This window comes from Mycolicibacterium sp. lyk4-40-TYG-92 (genome assembly GCF_030209435.1).
GTDB lineage: Bacteria > Actinomycetota > Actinomycetes > Mycobacteriales > Mycobacteriaceae > Mycobacterium.
On record NZ_JARVRX010000001.1, the window covers coordinates 383,916 to 403,908 of the forward strand.

Sequence of the window (19,993 nt, forward strand, 5' to 3'; positions counted from 1 at the left end):
GCAATGAAAGCACGCGAGGCACCCACGTGGGAATCGGCGAAGTGGGTTGGGGCGCTGGATCTTCCGGCGACTTTCGCGCCATCCATCAAACTCGTTGACGGGGATGGCTACGGCACCGCGCGGCTCTTGGTCCGACGAGACCGCCGGCCGGTCGCCTTCTTGGAGATCGGTATCGCCGACAGTCAGATCGACGGTGCCGAACTTGACGCGCTGGTGTCGGTATGGAACTCCGGGCCGTCGTCGGAACACTTCTCCGGGGGGCCGGCCCATCCTCCGTTGGTCTCCGTGGTGATCTGTACGCGTAATCGCGCGGAACTCCTGAAGGAAGCTCTCGGTTCGGTGTTGATGTGCGACTACGCGAACTTCGAAGTCATCGTGGTCGACAACGCGTCGGACGATGACTCCACGCTGCGGTACGTCGACGGACTTGCCGACCCGCGTGTCCGAGCCATCTCAGAGCCTGTGCCAGGGCTTTCGGGCGCACGGAATGCCGGAATCAAATCTGCCCGTGGGGAATTGATCGCTTTTACCGACGACGATGTCGTCGTCGACAAGATGTGGCTGCTGTGGTTCGACATGGCGATGCGATCCGAGCCGGAGGTCGGCTGTGTGACCGGCCTCGTGCCCAGCGGGGAGTTGCGAACACCCACCCAGTGGATGTTCGAGAAGCAGGTGCACTGGTCGAATCTGACGAGAGAACGCTTCCACATGTCCGCGCCACCTGCGGGCAATCGACTCTTTCCGTTCCAGGTCGGGGTGTACGGCGCCGGCGCGAACTTCGCGATGCCACGGTCGGTGCTTCTGGAACTCGGCGGTTTCGATGAGGGTCTGGGGATCGGATCACCCGCCGGCGGTGGCGAAGACATCGACATGTTCGTTCGCGTACTACTCGATGGTCGTCCGCTGATCTACGAGCCGGCCGTGATCGCATGGCACCGCCACCGATCCGACCTGGCCGCGCTCGCTGCCCAGGCACATGGTTACGGTCTTGGACTAGGTGCCTGGCTCACCAAGGTGGCGTGCGATCGCAAGTTGCGGCCGATGGCCCTGAAACGGATGTGGGACGTGGCATTACACATGCGCGGCATGATGAGCGCCCCAGAAGTCGAAGGCGTGGAGCAACCTGCCGGGCTGCGGCGCACGCAGATTGCCGGATTGCTGCGCGGGCCATTGGCCTATGCACGGTCGCGCCGACAACACCGCCGCGCGCGTCCGCTCGCCGGCCAATACACCAGCCGTCTCGAAGGTCTTGGATGAAAGGTATTCGAGTGCAAAGCGACGTACAGATAACGGCGGTGCAGCGAGCCGGGCAAGCGCTTCAGAAGATCCCGGCCGCGCATGGCGTGGCGGTGCTGGGGCTACAGCTTGCCGGGCGCGCGCGACGGCCAGGTCAGTTGGCTCGATACCTGCGCGCTGTGCCGCCGGACAAGCGGAAGTTGTCGCTCGGCGCGGGCGCGATGACGCTTCCAGGCTGGTTGTGTACGGATCTCGTGCCCGTGAAGCCGTCGGTCATGTACCTCGATGCCGCAAAGCAGTGGCCCATTCCCTCGGCGTCATTTCGATACATGTTGTGCGAGCACATGTTTGAACAGGTACCGTATGATGTCGGTCTACGGGTTCTGCGAGAGGCCCGGCGTGTCCTGCAACCGGGTGGCGTGCTCCGACTGTCGACGCCCGACTTGAACGTCGTTCGTTCGCTGCCAGATTCGACTGAGGCTGACGTGCTGGAATACGTTCGGTGGAGTAACCGTACTTTCGGCACACCCGCCGAGCGCGCCGACATGGACAGCCCTGTGCACACGTTGAATCGGGTGATGCGGGCCTGGGGACACAGCTACATCTACGACGAAGCGACACTACGGAATGCGTTGCAGCGATCAGGATTTCAGGAGATCAGACGCTGCGGACCCGATATGTCGGAGCACACGGAGCTTCTCGGTGCGGATCGTCATGCCGCGTTGGTCGGCGACACACCCAACCGGGTGGAATCGCTGATCGTGGAAGCCACTGTGTGACGTGTGGAAGCGCCTTGATCAGCGGGGCCCGGCCGGCATCTCTGTTTCGGCCAGAGCCAGCGATTCCGCTCGGGCCACGTCGATTTCCATGCCGCGGTAAGCGATGAAATCGAAGCTGCCGGCAAAGCTGATCACCCGCGCCGGTACCCCGGCGACCACGGCACGGTCGGCAACATGTTGCGTGACCGCGGCGTTCGTCCCGATCGCTACGTCGTTTCCTACCTTGACCGGTCCGCACACGGTGGCGCCGGCCCCGACGAACACCCGGTCACCGATCACGGGTGTACCGCGGCGCTCACCGCGGCCAGCGACACCGATCGTCACGCCCTGCGACAGGCTGACATTGCTGCCGAGCACCGCGTCACCGCTGACGATCACTCCGCTGAAGTGGTCGATATGCAGGCCAGGACCGATCAGCGCCCGGGGTCCGATCGAGATGCCCGACCACATTTCCACGAATCTCTGCAGGATCAGCAGCGGTATGCGGGCAGCGAGATAAAGCGGACCGCGGCCGTTCCACACCCAATGAGCAACTCGAAAATGCACCGAAGCGACCGTTCCCGGCGAAAGGTAGAGGTTCGCCGCCGTCGGTCGGCGGTCGGTTACGCGGTATCTGTCCAGGTCCGCTCGCAGGTCAGCCCACGCGCGCGACCACGGATGCGGATCGGCGGGCACGATGGCAACTTTATCTGAATCTGCGCCGCCCAGTTGATGATCGCCGCAAGCTCATCGGTAGAGCCTGATCCAGTCCACGACCATCTGTTTGGGCAGTACACCGGGCGTGAGTGGACCAGGCCAGTCGCCGCCGACAGCCACGTTCAGGACAGCGAAAAACGGCCCGTCGTACACCCATTTCCAACCCTGCCGGAGATGATCCGCACTGAAGCCGGCGACCTGGTTGTCATCTATACCCATGATCACTCGCCGTGATTGCTTGTACATCCAGTACGTGTGGAACTCGTCGACCAAGTTGCGGGATGCCTTCGTAGATTGCAATTGGACATCGCCGTCAGGTCCTGCCTGCCGGGTATCACTGGGGGGACCGTGAATGGTGAAATACGCCAACGAGCCATCGTTGATGAACTCCACGATGTCGATCTCACCGCACGCGGGCCATCCCGCGGTGCGCAGAGAACTTCCGAGCATCCAGAACGCAGGATGAAGACCTTGCCCCGCCGGCATTTTGATGCGCGCTGCGATCAATCCATCCGTCAATTGCGTCTTGCCTTCGGTATTTATGCGCGCAGACGTGACACGCCCGTCCGTGGTGGTCGCCTCCAGGACTAGGTGGCCCGCGCCATCCTGGCGGACGTTGGCCGGGTCGGCGGTATATGCCTGTGTTTCCTTGCCATTGCCCCACCGATTGCCGATGTCGATGTTCCACATGCGCGGGTCGGGAGGCGCATTCACCCCTCCACTGAAGTCGTCCTCGTCGGAGAGCGTGAGTTTCGACAGCAGGCTGGACAAGGTGGTGCTGTTGATCGGATTGGTCGTCACCGGATCACTCGGCGTCGGATCGGCCAGGCATGCTGATGTCAGCAGGGTGACCGCGAGGAGCGCCGCATGGCGCATCACCCGGAACGTCCGCCGGATGTCAGTGTCCGACGACGGCATCGTAGACTCCAAGTGATACGAACAGCACAACCAGTAGAGCCATCACGAGAAGCACGGTCCTGGCGCTTCGCGCGTATCGGTCACCCATGATGCACTCCAATCATCTCCGAGGCGGCATGTACTTGAAGGCCAAGGTGTCTTGGTCTTCGATGACTCGGACCCAGTTCGGACGCTGGGACAGCTGTTCGACAAGGCTTTCCAGTGCTCCTGGGGGAAACAGCCCGATATAGGCGTTGTAAGCCCAGACTTGCTTGGGCAGGACGATATAGAGCGCCCCGTTGGCTGGAACCGCTTCGAGATTGTCGATAGCCTCCGGCGTCGGAAGTCCCTTGAGTAGTGAGGTGCGCAGATCGTCCAGGGGATTGTCGTAGTTACCTTGGGCCAGTGCGAATTTCACGTAGTCGGCGCTGCTGCGTTCCGGCCAGCCCGCAGGCGGTGCCATGACCGTGACGGTGATACCGGGCTCGTTCCTGCTGAGCAGATCGCGGCTCTGTTCCAGTTGGTGGCGCGTTACCGTGATGTAGGTCCAGCTGCCGTAGTAGCCCTGCATTCCGGCTGCTCCTGCGATCACTATGGCCAGCCATGCGAGAACCATCCCCCTTATGCGTTGCGGTGGCCGAAAATCCAGTGCCCTGGCGATGAAAGGAGCAATCAGAACGCACGATCCCAACAACGAGTAGAGGAACACTCGGAGAATGGCCTCGCCGCCGTAGTTGAGAGCGAAGATCAGTGCGAGAGGCGAGAACGCCACCAGGGCCAGCTCCCAGGGCGGGCGGCCGCGGCGCCAGATCAGGATAAAGCAGACCGCGGCAGCCACCCAGATCGATAATGACAGCCCCTGCTCGATGATCACGCTGAAGACGCGTCCGTCTGATCCGCGGCCCTGCCCAACGGCTTTGGTGTTGTTGAACGGGTTGAAGCTCGCGAGGCCACCATTCTTGAGGATGACGTGATGTCTGGGAATCAGATATGCCGCCAAGATCGTGATGTACACGGCCGACAGCCATGGGGGCCGAAATTGTTTGAGAAGGGCCAGGGCTGCAGTCACCGCCACGATCCAGACCGGCGTGAGCTGATGAGTCGGCACCAGTACTGCGAAGATGGGAACCGAAACATAGCCCGCTGCAGGTACCGTTCTGGAACATGACTGCAGGGTGAGTATCGATGCGGCAAGGACGATCGCGGTGGCTTGCGGTGAATAGTAGTCCTGGCCAACCCAGTTGACGAGCAGAGCGAGCATTCCCGCCACCAACGCGGAGCGCAACGTTGCCTGGAAACTCAACGCGAGCGCTGTCACCAAGACAATGAGCAGCGCGTCACTGGCAATTCCGAACCATTGCGCAGTGATGACCAAGTCTGCCTTCGTGATTGAACTGAACCACGCCATGGCGGTGAAGAAACCCGGCCACTGGTTATAGATGTCGACGCCGGCCGGTGGGAGCTCATGGTTCTTGACGAGGTAGTCGACAAGTCCGATATGCTTGTAGGTCCACGTGTAGATGGGAACTTCGGTGATCATCGGAACGGTCACCCGGTCGATCGTCAGTGTGACCAGAATAGCTACGGCAGCGATGATTTCGCGGTGGACCACGATAGCGACGGCGAAGCCGGTGACAGCGAGCAGGAGCGCGATCATCAGGAGCACTCCGCTCGAGGAGAAGATCAGTCCCCACTGTCCTGCCGTCACTCGGCGTAGTCCTGGCAGGGCCACCACCCAAATACAGAGCGAAACCATCAGTATCGCTGGGACGACATAGATTCCGGTGATCCCACCGAGACGTGGCGGTCGCGCAGATGTGCCCAGCCCAAAGTTCACCTCCTGTGCTACAACGGTTTTCGACGGCTGTGGATTGTCACCTTCACCATTCAGTTTCCGCAGCCGCAGTAGTCCAACTGCGGCAACCGTCAGCGAGGCCACCAAACAGGAAGGGATCGGCGCCCAGATTTTCAGCCAGGTGATCGAGGTCGTCAGTGCGATGACGCCGGCTACGCTGAGCCCTATCACGCCGGAAATGGCTGCCGGTGTCGGCAGATCCAGCCAACACAACGCGGCACTGCCAATACCAGCTACCGAAAAGATGACGAGAAGCAATGCCTGCAACAGCGGGGTGGTTGGTATGGCGGACAGGGCTCCGGCGGCGCCGGCAATCACTGCCAGCTGCGCGAGTATCTGTGGCTGGCGTGCCGAGGCAGATATGGAGCGGTGTCGGCCTTGCCCCGGCCGCAACGGCGGTCGGCGTATCTGGTCGGGTTCCGCGCTAACGGGAGGCCCCCTCTTCACCCTCGAGGCACGGACTGCCTGGATTGCTGAACTTATCGTCACGGACGCAACGCTTTTCGCGACTAGGCTGCGGCGCGAAGCCCGCAGGCCACTTCGTCGAGTTGTCGTAGTAGATGTCGTAGAGCATTGCGGCGTCCAGGTTGGCCGCGCCGGTGAGGTCGGCGCCTGCGAGGTCGGCGCGGCTCAGGTTCACTTTCCCGTGGACGACGAAACCGGAATCCGGTGCGCCGTCCGGCGCGATCCACGTGCCATTTGCGTCGCTGAAATCGATGCCGGTGAGCACGGCATTGCTCAGGTTTGCCCCCGCAAGTTTCGCCCCGGCGAGGTTCGCGCCACACAGGCGGGCCCCGTGCAGATCGGCGTTGGTCAGGTCTGCGTTGACCAAGCTGGCTTCGCTGAGGTCGCCGTCGACGAGAGATGCCTCGACAAGCGAGGCGCCGGACAGGTCGGTATTGGGTGTCAGCACCACCCCGATGAGACGCCCGCCGTCTATGTTGGCTCGCGCAAAGTTCGTGTTCGGCAGTTGAAGGAATGACAGATTCTGGCCCGATAGGTTGATGCTCTCGAACGATTGCCGAACGGCCGCACTGGCATGTCGGGGTGGCGAACAGGTGCCACCGCTGGTGGTCGTACCGCCCGTCTGCGTGCTGGCGAGTTGCCGTTGGAAATTGCCGTAGTCGCGGACGAATCGAAGGTTCTCGAGCACCTGGGCCTGGTTCATGTCGGCATCGTGCTGCACGTTGTCGCGCTCGGCCCGTTGATGTTCGACGACCGCGGTGGCACCGACCACTGCCACCGCCACGAGCAACGCCGTCGTAGTAGCGGGGACCCACCATGGCGGATCGGGCTTGTTGAAGAAGCGCCATATCCGCGCCAACAGACTGGATTTCGTCACGGGTAACCCCCTGATGTGCTGTCCTTCAAGGTAGGGACCACAGACCGATTTCTGCTCAGAATTCCGACGGCGCCGATGGCTCCCGTCGCGGCAGAAGCGACACTCAAGGCCGCAGCGGCTCCTACCGCACCCCAGCGCGCAGTGCACAAAACGATGAGCGGTATCGCAAGCACTGTTCCAAATGCGTTCGCGGCCAAGATCACCCCCGTACGGCTGATCGCACGCATCACCGACAACCAGATGACAAACGCGACGCGTGCAACAGAGCCGACGGTGAGTATGACCAACACAGAAATGACTGGCAGGTTCTGGTATTGGGACCCGAGGATCGCGACAACTGCGGGACCGGCCAGCACGAGCCCGAGGGCAGCGACGATCACGATGGCCTGGGTAATGAGCCATGCCTGGCGGCCACGCTCCCACAACCGTTCGGGTGATGCGGACAGGCCGGCCGTCAACGCCGCTCCGATCCCGCTGGAGACCAGCTCCAGCGACAGCGAGAACGAGAGCGTCAGGGCCACGACGGCGCCCTGGGTCGCTCCGGCTATCCAGGTGGTGAGAAACGGCAATATCAAGAACACGCCGTTCGCCATCGCGCTGCCGGCCCCGTCGCGCAGCGAGAAGATCGCGAGATCCCTTCTGGTCGGGCCATCGCTAGGCGTAGCCGGTGGTGCCAAGGGGCTTGTCGCGAGGAGCCTGGGAATCACAAGAAAGATGGCGATGGCGCCCACCGCGGCCGAAGAAGCGATTGTCGCTACGACTGCTGGGTGCGATACGTGAGACGCGAGAACCACGACCAGCGCGATTTTCGCGATGCTGGCTCCGAGGTTCTGGCCGAGGAGCTTGGGCGTTCCGCTGAGTCCGAGTAGTGCCGAATCCTTCAACATGTACGCGGCGGTTGCCACCGAGCCGACTGTCGTCCAGCAGACGGCGGTGATCACTTCAAGGTGCAGCGTCGCGGCGGCGACGACGCCTGTCGCCGCACCGATGGCGGTCGAGAGAACGCCGACGATGAAGTATCCGTCGGCCAGCCGTTCCTGCCGGTCGCATCCGGGGACGGGTAGTAGCGCCACAAACGAGTTGCCGGTGCCTGTCGCCGCGACAATGCCCGCGGTCGATATCAACGAAATGATCGCTGTGTCGACGCCGAGCCGCTGCGGTGGCATCACTCTCGCGGCGATTGACCAGAAAATTATTCCGGTCGCGGCAGTAATGATCCAGGTGGTGATCAATGCTGCGGAATGGACGGCAACGTGCGTATCCAGAAAGCGGCGGACAATGTCACGCAGTTGCGCACGCAGGCTCGTCATGAATTACAACTAATCTGTAAATAAAATGCGACCGGAGTATTTGCCAAGGTCGATTTCGGCTGGGGGCCGTGCCGCATGGCGCTGCGCCGACCGAGGATGGCTGAAGTTTGCTGCATTCATCCGGCTCCGTTATCGCGTTCGGGCTGACGTTACCATCGTCGGCGGTGCGGTAGGGGGCGTACGGCGGGGGTGGATCGGAGTCAAATGTACTCACGAACACCTTCCGTAACATTTGCCGGTATCGCGCAATTATCGCTGTTTATAGCTACGATGTGATCCGATGTGATAGCCAGGACGGTGCGGCGACGGCTGCTCCCGATCGACATGCGGTGGCAGGGCGATGGTTGGGGATGTGTGTGTTGGAAGCTGGCGGTGAGCGTTGATGGTGAGCATCGACCGTGGTTTGCCAGCGTCCGCGGCGACCTGGAGCGCCCGCGATGTGTCATTGTCCATCATCGTGTGCGCCTATACGACCGAAAGGATTTCTCAGCTCGGCAATTGTGTGGATGCTCTGCTGGGGCAGATGAATTCTGGCGATGAAATTATTGTCGTGATCGATCACAACAGGCAGCTGTACGAAATCATGGCGGATCGCTATGGCGACCGCGTGATTGCCAACACGAGATCGCGCGGGCTGTCGGGCGCGCGCAATAGCGGCATCGCCCGCGCGAGTCGCGAGGTGCTGGCTTTTGTGGACGACGACGCCGAGATTCAGCCGGGCTGGGCCGACAGACTCCGTACGCACTACCTTGATCCCGAGGTCGCGGGCGTCGGGGGTTATGCGGAACCGGTATGGCCCGCGGCCGGCCGCCCGGACTGGTTCCCCGTCGAGTACGACTGGGTGGTCGGCTGCAGTCATCGCGGGCTGCCCGTCGCGGTCACCCGGGTCCGCAATTTCATCGGCTGCAATATGTCCTTTCGCCACTCCGTCTTCGCGGAAGTGGGTGAGTTCAACGCCGACGTCGGACGGGTGGGATCGCGGCCGATCGGCTGTGAAGAAACCGAATTGTGCATACGGCTTTCGCAGGCACAACCGACCGCCAGGCTGTTGTTCGATCCAACGATTGCAGTCCGGCATGCCGTCACCCCGGAGCGCACACGACTCAGGTATTTCCTCGACAGGTGCTTCTCGGAGGGGTTGTCGAAGTACCGGGTGAGCGGCATGGTCGGGTCGTCCGACGCCCTGAGTACCGAACGTCACTATGTGGTCAATGTGCTGCCGTCGGCATTCTTCCGGGGGCTGCTCGAGGCGGTCGTCGGTCGTGGCAGTCGGCGTGCTGCCTGTGCACGCAGCGCCGTGGTGCTGGCCGGCCTCCTTGCCACGACGATCGGTTACGGCTACGCCATGCTGCGTTCGCCGGACGAGGAAGACGGGGAAGAGGCGACGATGCGCAAGGACCTGTCCGGGCCGGCCGCCGACTGTCACCTTGCCCTGCGCTCGGTCAGCCCGGAGGAACTACCCTTGGCCCGCGCCGAGATTGAGCTGAGCCATCCACCGACAGATCTTCAGCTGACAAACGCGCGTCGGACGTGTCAGAACATCTACGCCCTGATCAGACTGCACGCACATCCCCTCGGCACGGTGATCCTCGACGGTGCCAAAGGCATTGCCTGGCAGGCGCACAGCGCTGCGGTGTGGGAATCGTTGCACGAGCAGATCAACGCTCACCTCGTCGCAGACGGCCTGCCGCGCGTGGACAGCATCGATGCTCTCGGTCTGCAAACCACAGCCGAGCCGCGCTGCTTGCAGGAGCGCGCCGAGGTCCTGGCCGACCCGCCTGCGATTACCGTCATCGTGGCCACTCGTGATCGGCCCGACCCCCTCCGAACGTGTCTGCGGACCTTGCTGGCGGTTGACTATCCGAAATTCGAAGTGTTGGTGGTCGACAACGATCCGAGCAGCGATGAGACACAGACACTCATCGCCGACGAGTTCGCTCGCCGCGTGCGCTACGTGCGGGAGGATCGACGTGGCCTGTCGTGGGCGCACAACCGGGGACTCAACGAAACCACAACGGACATCGTCGCTTTCGCCGACGACGACGTCATCGTCGATCCGGGCTGGCTGACGGCCATCGCCGAGGGGTTCGCATCGGGTGAGGACGTCGGATGCGTGACGGGTTTGATCCTTCCGTCGGAACTCGAAACGCCCGCCCAGTTGAATTTGGAATGGCACGGCGGATTCTCCAAAGGTTTCGCCCGGCGTACCTACGACATGCGGGACAATCGCCCCGACGATCCGTTGTTTCCGTTCGCAATCGGGCGGCTGGGGTCGGGAGCCAACATGGCCTTCGATACAAATGTGCTCCGTCGGCTCGGCGGCTTCGACCCGGCGATCGGGATCGGAACGACAGCCAAGGGCGGCGATGACCTCGCCTCGTTCTTCCGCGTGGTCGTGCGGCACCAACTTGTGTACCAGCCTGCCGCAGTGGTGTGGCACCGCCACCCGCGGGAGATGTCGGCCCTGAGCCAGCAGGCTTTTCGGTACGGCGTCGGATTCGGCGCGTACATGACCAGTGCGATCGTGCACGAGCCCAGGATGCTCGGAACCCTGGTGCGTCGTCTGCCCGCAGGCGTCGCCTTCGCCGCCTCGTCGATGTCATCGCGCGACCGCAAGCAGTCCGACGACTGGCCGGTCGAACTGGCCCGATGGGAGAAGCTCGGCATGCTGTCCGGTCCGTTGGCTTATGGCGTGAGTCGTTGGCGATCCCGCCGAGCGAAAGTAGGGGCACCGACATGATCAGATACGCACTCGTCGCCACGGCGGCCAAGGGATTCTCGCTCACCCCGCAGACCCGGACGGCGTACCGCCGCCTCGGGAACGCCGTCGAGACACGCCGCCGGATGCGCTCCGGTCTGCCCGATCGCTACTTGGACAGGGCGATCGCGCTGACGGACCTCATCGCCGTGCATCAACCGGTCGTCGCGGGTGATCGTGTCCTCGAGTTGGGGACCGGGTGGGTGCATTTCGAGTCTGTGCTCGTCAGGTTGCTCGCCGACGTGCGACCCACGATGTTCGACGTCGATGACATGCGGCTCTGGCCAGTGTTCCGTCATTACCTGACAAGCCTGCGAAATGTGCTGCCCCAACTGAATTTACCGGACGAACGGCGTCCGGTGGCGGCAGAACTCATCGACAATCTGCTGGCTGCCGAGTCGTTCGACAGCGCTTACCAGGTGCTGGGCGCTGAGTACTGCTTGCAACGGGATGCTTCCCTGGCCCCGCTTCCGTCGGAGTCTTACGGTCTGGTTGTCAGTGCCGACACTCTCGAACACGTGGAACGCGGAGTGCTTCCGGAAGTCATCCAGCAGACGCACCGGCTGTTGCGGCCCGGCGGGTACGCGATCCACCAGATCGACCTGGCCGACCATCTCTCGTATTTCGATCCGGCGATGCCCGCCAAGAACTACCTGCGGTATTCACCCGGCACCTGGGAGCGGTGGTTCAACAGCACCGTTCAATACGTGAACCGGGTACAGCGCCGCCAGTGGGATTCGATCTTCACTCAAGCCGGCTTCGAGATCATCGAATGCAGCATCATCAACGAACCGCTTCGCGGTATCACGGTGCACTCCGAGTACGGCTTGAGCTCGGGTGACGCGGAGGCGACCCTCCTGCGGTACGTGTTGAGGAAACCGGAGGCACGGCGCCCATAGCGGGATGAGCCCCAGCGCTTGGTGTTCACGCTACGGTGGTGCCCATGGCCCGTACCCCCGTCGCGCTCGCGCTCGTGCTGGCGATCGGGATCTCGGGGTGTGGGCGGTCGGCGCCCGCGGCTGAAGACTTCGCCGGGGAGCTGTCCAAGAGCGTGACCGTCGACGCGACGACCGGTCACCTGGCCAAGTTGCAGGCCATCGCCGACGCCAACGGTGGGAACCGGGCATTCGGCACGCCGGGCTACGACGCAAGCGTGGACTACGTCGTGAATGCACTGCGCGCCAAGGGTTTCGATGTCACCACTCCGGACCTGGAAGTCAAGGTGGCGTACAACAACACGCCCGAGCTGACAGTCTCCGGCACGCGGATACCGACGCGGGCGCTGGAGTACTCGGTCGGCACGCCGGGGCTCACCGCGCCGCTGGTGCCGGTCAAGGGTGGCCCCGGATCAGGCTGCAACAGCGCCGATTACGACGGCCTGCCGATCAAGGGCGCGGTCGCGCTGGTGGACCGTGGCACGTGCCCCTTCGCGGTGAAGGAGGCGACCGCGGCAGTCCACGGCGCGGTCGCGCTGGTGGTGGCCGACAACAAAGACGACGTCGACGAGGCGGGCGTCCCCGCGCGCGGCGGGACCCTCGGCGCCAAGGCGACGGTGAAGATTCCCGCGGTACTGATCCCGAAGGCAGCCGGGGCTCGACTGCGGGCCGCACCGGGCCCGGTGGCCCTCAAGCTGGACGCCGGTGTGCGGGTCGAGCACACCCGCAACGTGATCGCCCAGACGAAGACGGGGTCCGAGCATGATGTCGTCATGGTCGGCGCGCATCTCGACAGCGTCAAGGACGGCCCCGGGATCAACGACAACGGGTCGGGCGTGGCCGCGGTCCTAGAGACGGCACTGCAGTTGGGCAGCGCTCCGAAAATCGCGAACGCGGTGCGGTTCGCGTTCTGGGGTGCCGAGGAGGAGGGCACGATCGGCTCCGACCGCTACATCGAATCCCTCGACGTCGAGGCGCTCAAAGACATTGCGATGTATCTGAATTTCGACATGCTCGCCTCGGAGAACGCCGGCTACTTCAGCTACGACGGCAACCTCTCGGGCCCGCCACGGGCCGACGACCTGGTGCCGCGTATCCCGGAGGGCTCGGCGGGTATCGATCGCACCTTCACGGCATATCTGTCCGATGCCGGGAAGCCGCCTCAGGACTATCCGTTCAACGGACGGTCGGACTACGACGCCTTCACCAAGGCCGGTATCCCGGCGGGCGGGTTGGGCACCGGCGACGAGGAAAGCATGAACGACGAGCAGGCCCGGCTCTGGGGCGGTACCGCGGGAAAACCCTTCGACTCCAACTACCACAAGAAGACGGACGACTTGGCGCACATCAACCGCACGGCAATGGACATCATGGGCCGCGGAGTGGCTTTCGGGGTGGGTCGGTACGCCCAGGATCTGGGCGGCCGCAACGGAGTTCCGGTCCGCGCTGACCGGACCCGGCACGTGGTCTCGGCATCATGAGGCGGGTACTGGCCGCCGGCCTGCTGACCGCTGTCCTGGCGTCGTGTGCACCACCGCCCCAGCCGCCGGCCCCACCGCCGCCGCCTGCCCCTGACCTCGCTCGCGACCTGGCCGGCAAGGTCGGCACCGACGGCATCTACACCCATCTGAAGAAGTTCGCCGCGATCGCCGCGGAGAACAAAGGCACCCGGGCCGACGGCACGCCTGGCTACCAGGCCAGCGTGGACTACGTCGCGAACCTGCTACGGGACAAAGGGTTCGACGTTCAGACCCCGGAGTACGTGCGCGTGGAACGGGGCGCGCCCGGCAATCCCGTGCTCGACGTCGGCGGCCGCCGGTGGGGGGTCGTGCAGGCGTCACTGCTGACCTCCACGGCGCCCGGTGGCCTGACCGCGCCGACGTTGCATCCGGTCAAGCCGGCCGGGTGCGCGCCGGACGATTACGGCACCCTCAACCTGCGCGGCGCCATCGCGGTGGTCGACGACGCGGTGTGCTCAGTGGTCGACAAGCAGAACGCCGCGGTGGCCCGCGGCGCGGTCGCGGTGCTGGTGGTCAGCCCGCCGACCCAGAACGGCGCCCCGCGCGGACTGTTCAGCCCCGGCTACTACGAGCACCTCAACACGCCGGTGGGCATCATCGGCAAGGACGCCGATGCCGTCCTGCTGAAAACCAGCACCCCGGTGAAACTCACCCTTGACGCCAAGAACACCGGGGTGAAATCGCGAAACGTCTTGGCCCAGACCAAGACCGGCGACCAGCACAGCGTCGTGTTGGCAGGTGCACACCTCGACAGTGCGCCGACGAGCGCGGGCATCAATGACGCGGCGACCGGAGTGTCGGCACTGCTGGAGACCGCCGCCGCGCTCGGTGGCTCGCCCAAGGTCGAGAACGCGGTGCGGTTCACCTTCTGGGGTTCGGGCGCCGTCGGTCAGGAAGGCGCCACCAAGTACGTGCGCGCGTTGGCCGCAGAACCGCTGAATGACATTGCGCTGTATCTGGATTTCGACATTCTGGGTTCACCCAACGCCGGGTTCTTCACGTTCGACGGGGACCAGTCCGGCCAGGCGAACCCTGAGATCCCACTCGACGCGGTGCCGGCCGGGTCGGCGGGTATCGAGCGCACCCTCGCCGGATACCTGTCTCTCGCCGGGAAGCGGCCCGCGGACATGACGATGGATCTGGGTGGCGGTTACGGCCCGTTCCTCACCGCCGGGATTCCGGTCGGCGGCATCTCGACCGGGACGTCGCAACGCAAGTCGCCGATCCAGGCCAGATTGTGGGGCGGGCAGGCGGGCGCCGCCTTCGACCCCGGGTACGGGCCGACGGGCGACACCGTCGAGCAGCTGAACCGATCCGCACTTGCGGTGACCGGGCCGGCCGTCGCGTTTGCGGTCGGCACCTATGCGCAGTCGCTGACCGGGCCCAACGGCGTGCCGCTGCACGACCAGCGGCACCGGCAAGCAGGCAAGTAGTCGGGTTTCACAGCGACTTCATAAGCGGAATCGCGTTTTCTGAGAGTCGGGTTGCCAGGTTGCCGCGTTAGTAATGGTGCCCATGAAGAGCACCTATCGCCGTTGGTCGGCGGCTGCCGGCACCCTGACCGTCCTGGCCATGGGCGGGCTGACCGTGGCCTGCGGTTCGCAGGGCAACAACGCCCCGGCCACCGTCACGGTCACCCCGTCGAGCACCACGACCACCACGACGACAACTGCCAAGGAGCGCCACGGCGGTGGCGGTGGCGGCGGGAACGGTGGCGGCGGCCAGGAGCAGGCGCCCGCGCCGGCTCCTGAGACGGTGACCAACACCGAGACGGCCACCCAGACACAGACCGAGACCTCGACGTCCGTCCAGACCTCCACGGAAACCTCGACGTCGGTGCAGACGTCAACCGTCTATCAGACGCAGCCGCGCGAGCGATGGGGCTCCAGCAACTTCGGGCCGCAGCAACAGCAGCCCTCGCACTAGCGGTTATGGTCGCGAAATCGGGTGCGGGGCCGGCCCCACCGGCCGGCGGCAATCACGGTCAGTCGTCCCGCTCGCGGTGACGACATCCTCCTGCCGCTCCTACGCAGCCAATGACACAAGGCGCACGCGTCGGGTGTGCGGGGAAACGAAAGGAAAGCCCTCTTGATCGTCGTCACTGGAGCGACCGGCGCTCTCAATGGTGCCACCGTCGAACACCTTCTTGAGCGCCTGTCCCCCGAGCAGATCGGTGTCAGCGTCCGCGATGTCGCCAAGGCACAGCACCTCGCTGACCGCGGCGTGCGGGTGCGCCAGGGCTCTTACGAGGAGCCGGCCGCACTGCAACGCTCCTTCGAGGATGCCGAGCAGGTTCTGCTCGTCTCATCCAACGATCCCCATGCCGATGCGGTCGCGCTGCACCGCGTCGGCATCGAGGCCGCCGTCGCGGCGGGAGCTCGGCGCATCCTCTACACCAGTCACCAGGGCGCCGACCTTGACAGTCCGTTTCACCCGGCACGCGACCACGCCGCAACGGAACAGCTTCTGGCCGACTCGGGCGTCGCGTGGACCGCGCTGCGCAACGGCTTCTATGCCCATAGCCTTACCTGGCTGCTGGGCCCGTGGCAGCAGACCGGCACTATCGCCGCACCGGCTGACGGTCCGGTTTCCTGGACCCACCGGGCGGACGTCGCCGAAGGGGCAGCGGTCATCCTTGCCGGCGACCACACCTTCGACGGCCCGGTTACGCTCACCGCGCGCCAGGCCGTGACCTTCGACGACGTCGCCGTCATCGCGTCGAAGGTCAGTGGTCGGGAGATCAATCGCATCACAGTGGACGACGAGGCGTGGGTCGCGGACCAGGTCGCCGCCGGCACCCCAGAGGCGATCGCGCGAATGACGCTCACCACCTTCCAGGCGGCCCGCCAGGGCCGCTTCGCCGGAGTCCATCCATTGCTCGCCGAGCTGCTGGGACGGGAACCCCGCAGCGTCGCCGACGAACTCGCCGACGCAAACACCGGCTGAGCCCAATCGCGCGAAGCGTCGGACTAGCCCTGCTAGAGCTCGCTGTGATCTCAGCCGCATCTTGTATGCAAGCTTGCATGCAAGTTGCTAATCTCGATGCATGGCCATCGAGCACACCCCCGCCGGCGAGCGCGCGTACCGGGACACCAAGACCAAGATCCTGGGCGGCTCCGTCAAAGGCGGACAGCTGCTCAGTGAGGTCGAGGTCGCGGCAGAGCTCGGCGTGAGCCGGACACCGGTGCACGAGGCCTTCCTGCGTCTGGCGGCCGAGGACCTGCTCGACCTGCTGCCCAGGCGCGGCGCCGTCGTCGTACCGATCCCACCGCGGGAAGCCACCGACCTGCTCGAGATGCGCCTGGCGCTGGAGGGCAGCGCGGTGCGCCGGCTCTGCCGCTCCGAGGCCGCTGCACAGGCGGCGGCCGCCGAACTCGCCCGTCTGATCGACCAGCAGCGCGGCGCCGCTGCCGACCTGCAACGCTTCGCCGAGCTTGATGACGCCTTTCACCGGCACATCGTGGACGCTGCCGGGAACTGCATCGCGCAACGCTTCTACGGCTCGCTGGGGGACCGGCAGCGCCGGATGATGGCTGACGCGGTGCAGGCCGACCGGACCCTGGTGGACCGGCTCATCGCCGAGCACGCCGAGCTGGCCCAGACCATCGACGCCCGCGACGCGTCGGCGTTCGACGCCCGTCTGCTGGCGCACCTCGAGTCGACGTACGAGGTGGTGCTGCGATGAAGCCGTGGCTCGCCGTCGCCGCCGGAGTCTTCTGCATCGGTTGGGGCGGAAACCAGTTCACCCCGATGCTGATCGAGTACGTGCACCGCGCCGGATACTCCCGGGTGGACGTCGACGTCCTGTTGGGCGCGTATGTGCTCGGACTGATCCCCGGGCTGCTGGTCGCCGCGGCCATGTCGAACCGCTACGGCCGGCGCCCGCTGATGATCGCGGGGCTGATCAGCTCGGCGCTGGGCAGCCTGATTTTGGCGACTGGTGAATTGGGTGGATTCCCAGCACTTTTCGTGGGCCGGCTGCTCTGTGGGCTCAGTGTGGGCGTCGCAATGGCTGTCGGCTCGACCTGGATCGCGGAGCTGTCGGCGCCGCCGTATGACACCGCCGCGGCCGGGGCGGGGGCACGCCGGGCGTCGATCTGGTTGTCCCTCGGCCTGGCGATCGGGCCGTTGTCCTCGGGCCTGCTGGCGCAGTTCGCGCCGTTGCCGCTGACGTTGACGTACCTGGTGCAGGCGGCGCTGTGCGCACCGGCACTTTGGCTGGTGCTGACCCGGACTGTGGAGACCCGGGGCGCCCGGGTGAGCGGAGACCTGTTGTCCCAGTTGCGGGTTCCGGCCGCCACGCACCGCCGCTTCATCCGTGTGGTGGCCCCGATGGCGCCGTGGGTGTTCGGTTCGGCGGCCATCGCGTATGCCATCGTGCCGGCTCTGGTCGCCGACCGGCTCGGCCCCTGGGCGCTGCTGTACACCGCCGGCCTGACGGTGCTGACGCTGGCCTGTGGCGTGCTGGTGCAGCCGCTCGCCCGCCGGCTGGACGACCATTCCAGCGCCCGCGCCGTGGTGGTGTCCATGGTGCTGATGTCCGCCGGGGTGTTCGCCGCGGTCGCCACGGCGGTCACGCGCTCACCGGCCATCGCGGTGCTGGTGGCCATGCTGCTGGGCAGCGCCTACGGCATCGCCATCGTGTCGGGGCTGCTGGAGATTCAGCGCATCGCCAAACCCCATGAGCTGGCCGGGATGTCGGGCGTGTACTACTCGCTGGCGTACGTCGGCTTCCTGCTGCCGGCAGTGCTCGCCGCGCTGGCCCACTACGTCAGCTACCCGGCGATGCTCACCGTGGTCGGCCTACTGGCGGCGGTGTGCACGGTGATCTGTGCGGCCGGCTGGTCCAAGCACCTGCCGGCCCGCGCTTAGCGGTTACGGAAGACGTTGGCGGCCAGGTAGAGGACGTACCCGATCACGCCGACGGTCGCGACCTTGCGGGTCTGCGGCACGATCAGGCCGACGCCCAGCGCCGTCTCGATCGATCCGTTGACCTTGAGGTGCTTGTCGATGTCCTCGGGAAACGCCGTCGCGGTGATACCCCTGAACAGGTCGGGCTTGACGAAGTGCGCCAGTCCGGCCAGAGCCAGGCCGATCCCGGCCAGCAGGCCCTTCGTTCCAGCGGTGTTCTCAGCGGCGTCGGTCACCTGTGGTCCCCTCTCATCACGAAATCTTGTAGTCGCTCAACGGAAATTCGGAAGCTTCCCGAATCGCCGTCTCGGTCGACGACGGGCGCAGCAGCGTGGGCTCACCCGCGGGATTGAAATAGTACGAGTGGGCGCTGGCGCAGTTGCCGAGGGTGAACAGCGAGTCGCCGAGCAGTTCGGTCATCCGGTCGAGGAACGCGGTGTTGGCTTCCTCGGTGACCTCGAACGTCGTCGCGCCGCGCTGCTTGACCTCGGTGAAAAGCCGGTCCATCAGCCGCATCTGGTACTCCATGGTGTTGAAGAAGTTCAACCCCAGGAATGCGTACGGACTCGCCAGGCTCAGGTAGTTCGGGAAGTACGGCATCGACACACCTTGGTAGGCCTGGAAACGCGTTTCGCGCCACCACTTTCCGAGATCGCGGCCTTCGCGGCCGATCACCTCGATGGCCGGGAAGTTGGCCTCCCACAAGTCGAAACCGGTGGCGAGCACCAGGGTGTCGATCTCGACCTTGACGCCGTCGTTGCCGAGGATGCCGTCGGCCTCGATGCGGTCGATGCCGGCGTCCTGCAGGTGCACGTTGGGCCGGTTGAAGGCCTGGTAGTAGCCGTTGCTGAAAGTCGGCCGCTTGCAACCGAAGTCGTAGTCCGGGGTCAGTCGGCGGCGCAGGTCCTTGTCGCGGATGACGAAGAACCGGTGCATCTTCGACAGGTCGGAGGCCGAGATGTTGAAGCGGCCGCGGAACATGCCGTAGTGCCGGACCCCGACCGACACCATGACCTCGTAGATCGAGTCGGTGAGCCAGCGAAGTACGCGCTGAGTCAACGGGAATCGGGCGAACATCTTCTTGGCCCGGGCGCCGAAGCGCGGGTCGATCTTGGGTACGACCCAGATCGGCGTGCGCTGGAAGACCGTCAGGTCGGCGGCGGTCTTGGCCAGCTCGGGAATCAGCTGCACCGCGGTGGCACCGGTGCCGATGACGGCGATTCGCTTGCCTGCCGGGTCGTAGTCGTCGTCCCAGTCGGTGGTGTGGATGACGCGACCGGCGAAGGTTTCGATGCCCGGAATCGCCGGGATGTTCGGCTGCGACAGGAAGCCGGTTGCGGTGATCAGGTAGCGGGCGCTGAGGGTTTCACCGTCGGCGATGTTGATGCGCCAGAGCGAGGCTTCCTCGTCCCAGCGGGCACCGTTGACGACGACGTTGAACCGGATGTGGCGCCGCACGTCGTACTTGGCGGCGACGTCGTCGGCGTACCGCTTGATCTCGGGACCTGGGGTGAACAGGCGCGACCAGTTCGGGTTGGGCTCGAAGAAGTACGAGTAGGTGGTGGTGGGCACGTCGACCGCGAGGCCGGGGTAGTGGTTGACGTACCAGGTGCCGCCGAGGTCGTCCTCGCGCTCCAGGATGGTGAAGTTCTCGATCCCGAGGCGTTTGAGCTGGATGGCCGCACCGATACCGGCGAATCCCGCGCCGACGATGACCGCGTCGAACTGCTGCGTCGTCATATTCAGACGGTACC

The 19,993-nt window shown here is 64.8% G+C and carries 17 protein-coding genes; 10 read left to right on the top strand and 7 right to left on the bottom strand.

Features of this window, described 5'->3' with window-relative positions:
• Positions 1–3 precede the first annotated feature (3 nt).
• The gene (locus tag QRN63_RS01925; protein ID WP_285028983.1) at positions 4–1,257 is read left to right on the top strand and encodes a glycosyltransferase family 2 protein; all 1,254 of its coding nucleotides are present in this window, start codon (positions 4–6) and stop codon (positions 1,255–1,257) included.
• Between the two features lie 11 nt (positions 1,258–1,268).
• Positions 1,269–2,015 carry a class I SAM-dependent methyltransferase gene (locus QRN63_RS01930; protein ID WP_285028984.1) on the top strand — a complete coding sequence of 249 codons (747 nt, stop codon included), beginning with the start codon at positions 1,269–1,271 and terminating at the stop codon, positions 2,013–2,015.
• An 18-nt stretch (positions 2,016–2,033) separates the two neighbouring features.
• Here the strand turns inward: QRN63_RS01930 and QRN63_RS01935 are convergent, their stop codons facing one another.
• The 5 genes from QRN63_RS01935 to QRN63_RS01955 form a co-directional block, all read right to left on the bottom strand.
• On the bottom strand, positions 2,034–2,690 hold the full coding sequence (locus QRN63_RS01935) for a serine O-acetyltransferase (RefSeq protein ID WP_285028985.1): 657 nt from the start codon (positions 2,688–2,690) through the stop codon (positions 2,034–2,036).
• 51 nt (positions 2,691–2,741) lie between these two features.
• Positions 2,742–3,629 carry a glycoside hydrolase family 16 protein gene (locus QRN63_RS01940; RefSeq protein ID WP_285028987.1) on the bottom strand — a complete coding sequence of 296 codons (888 nt, stop codon included), beginning with the start codon at positions 3,627–3,629 and terminating at the stop codon, positions 2,742–2,744.
• Positions 3,630–3,729: 100 nt separating this feature from the next.
• Positions 3,730–5,781 (bottom strand): hypothetical protein, encoded by a 2,052-nt coding sequence (locus tag QRN63_RS01945; protein ID WP_285028988.1) that lies wholly within the window; start codon positions 5,779–5,781, stop codon positions 3,730–3,732.
• A 106-nt stretch (positions 5,782–5,887) separates the two neighbouring features.
• Positions 5,888–6,712 (bottom strand): pentapeptide repeat-containing protein, encoded by an 825-nt coding sequence (locus QRN63_RS01950; protein ID WP_285028989.1) that lies wholly within the window; start codon positions 6,710–6,712, stop codon positions 5,888–5,890.
• A gap of 89 nt (positions 6,713–6,801) precedes the next feature.
• Positions 6,802–8,115: a polysaccharide biosynthesis protein gene (locus QRN63_RS01955; protein WP_285028990.1), complete on the bottom strand. Its 1,314-nt coding sequence runs from the start codon at positions 8,113–8,115 to the stop codon at positions 6,802–6,804.
• Positions 8,116–8,497: 382 nt separating this feature from the next.
• Between QRN63_RS01955 and QRN63_RS01960 the strand changes: the two genes are divergently transcribed.
• The 8 genes from QRN63_RS01960 (at position 8,498) to QRN63_RS01995 (ending at position 18,200) form a co-directional block, all read left to right on the top strand.
• Complete coding sequence (locus QRN63_RS01960) at positions 8,498–10,855, top strand: glycosyltransferase (RefSeq protein ID WP_285028991.1); 2,358 nt, start codon at positions 8,498–8,500, stop codon at positions 10,853–10,855.
• Positions 10,852–11,772 carry a class I SAM-dependent methyltransferase gene (locus QRN63_RS01965; RefSeq protein ID WP_285028992.1) on the top strand — a complete coding sequence of 307 codons (921 nt, stop codon included), beginning with the start codon at positions 10,852–10,854 and terminating at the stop codon, positions 11,770–11,772. Before QRN63_RS01960 ends, QRN63_RS01965 begins: the two co-directional genes overlap by 4 nt.
• Before the next feature lie 44 nt (positions 11,773–11,816).
• Positions 11,817–13,289, top strand: coding sequence for a M28 family peptidase (locus QRN63_RS01970; RefSeq protein ID WP_285028993.1), 1,473 nt, complete (start codon positions 11,817–11,819; stop codon positions 13,287–13,289).
• Positions 13,286–14,761, top strand: a complete 1,476-nt coding sequence (locus QRN63_RS01975; RefSeq protein WP_267318675.1) for a M28 family peptidase — start codon at positions 13,286–13,288, stop codon at positions 14,759–14,761. The genes QRN63_RS01970 and QRN63_RS01975 overlap by 4 nt, the downstream gene beginning before the upstream one ends.
• An 82-nt stretch (positions 14,762–14,843) precedes the next feature.
• Positions 14,844–15,254 (top strand): hypothetical protein, encoded by a 411-nt coding sequence (locus QRN63_RS01980; RefSeq protein WP_285028994.1) that lies wholly within the window; start codon positions 14,844–14,846, stop codon positions 15,252–15,254.
• A 162-nt stretch (positions 15,255–15,416) separates the two neighbouring features.
• Positions 15,417–16,274: an SDR family oxidoreductase gene (locus QRN63_RS01985; RefSeq protein WP_285028995.1), complete on the top strand. Its 858-nt coding sequence runs from the start codon at positions 15,417–15,419 to the stop codon at positions 16,272–16,274.
• Positions 16,275–16,374: 100 nt separating this feature from the next.
• The gene (locus tag QRN63_RS01990) at positions 16,375–17,013 is read left to right on the top strand and encodes a GntR family transcriptional regulator (protein ID WP_285028996.1); all 639 of its coding nucleotides are present in this window, start codon (positions 16,375–16,377) and stop codon (positions 17,011–17,013) included.
• The gene (locus QRN63_RS01995; protein ID WP_267318678.1) at positions 17,010–18,200 is read left to right on the top strand and encodes an MFS transporter; all 1,191 of its coding nucleotides are present in this window, start codon (positions 17,010–17,012) and stop codon (positions 18,198–18,200) included. The genes QRN63_RS01990 and QRN63_RS01995 overlap by 4 nt, the downstream gene beginning before the upstream one ends.
• On the opposite strand, the gene QRN63_RS02000 is transcribed toward QRN63_RS01995, so the two are convergent.
• Both QRN63_RS02000 and QRN63_RS02005 read right to left on the bottom strand, forming a co-directional pair.
• Positions 18,197–18,475, bottom strand: coding sequence for a DoxX-related protein (locus tag QRN63_RS02000; protein WP_267318679.1), 279 nt, complete (start codon positions 18,473–18,475; stop codon positions 18,197–18,199). The genes QRN63_RS01995 and QRN63_RS02000 overlap by 4 nt on opposite strands.
• 16 nt (positions 18,476–18,491) lie before the next feature.
• Positions 18,492–19,979: a flavin-containing monooxygenase gene (locus tag QRN63_RS02005; RefSeq protein WP_285028997.1), complete on the bottom strand. Its 1,488-nt coding sequence runs from the start codon at positions 19,977–19,979 to the stop codon at positions 18,492–18,494.
• Positions 19,980–19,993 lie beyond the last annotated feature (14 nt).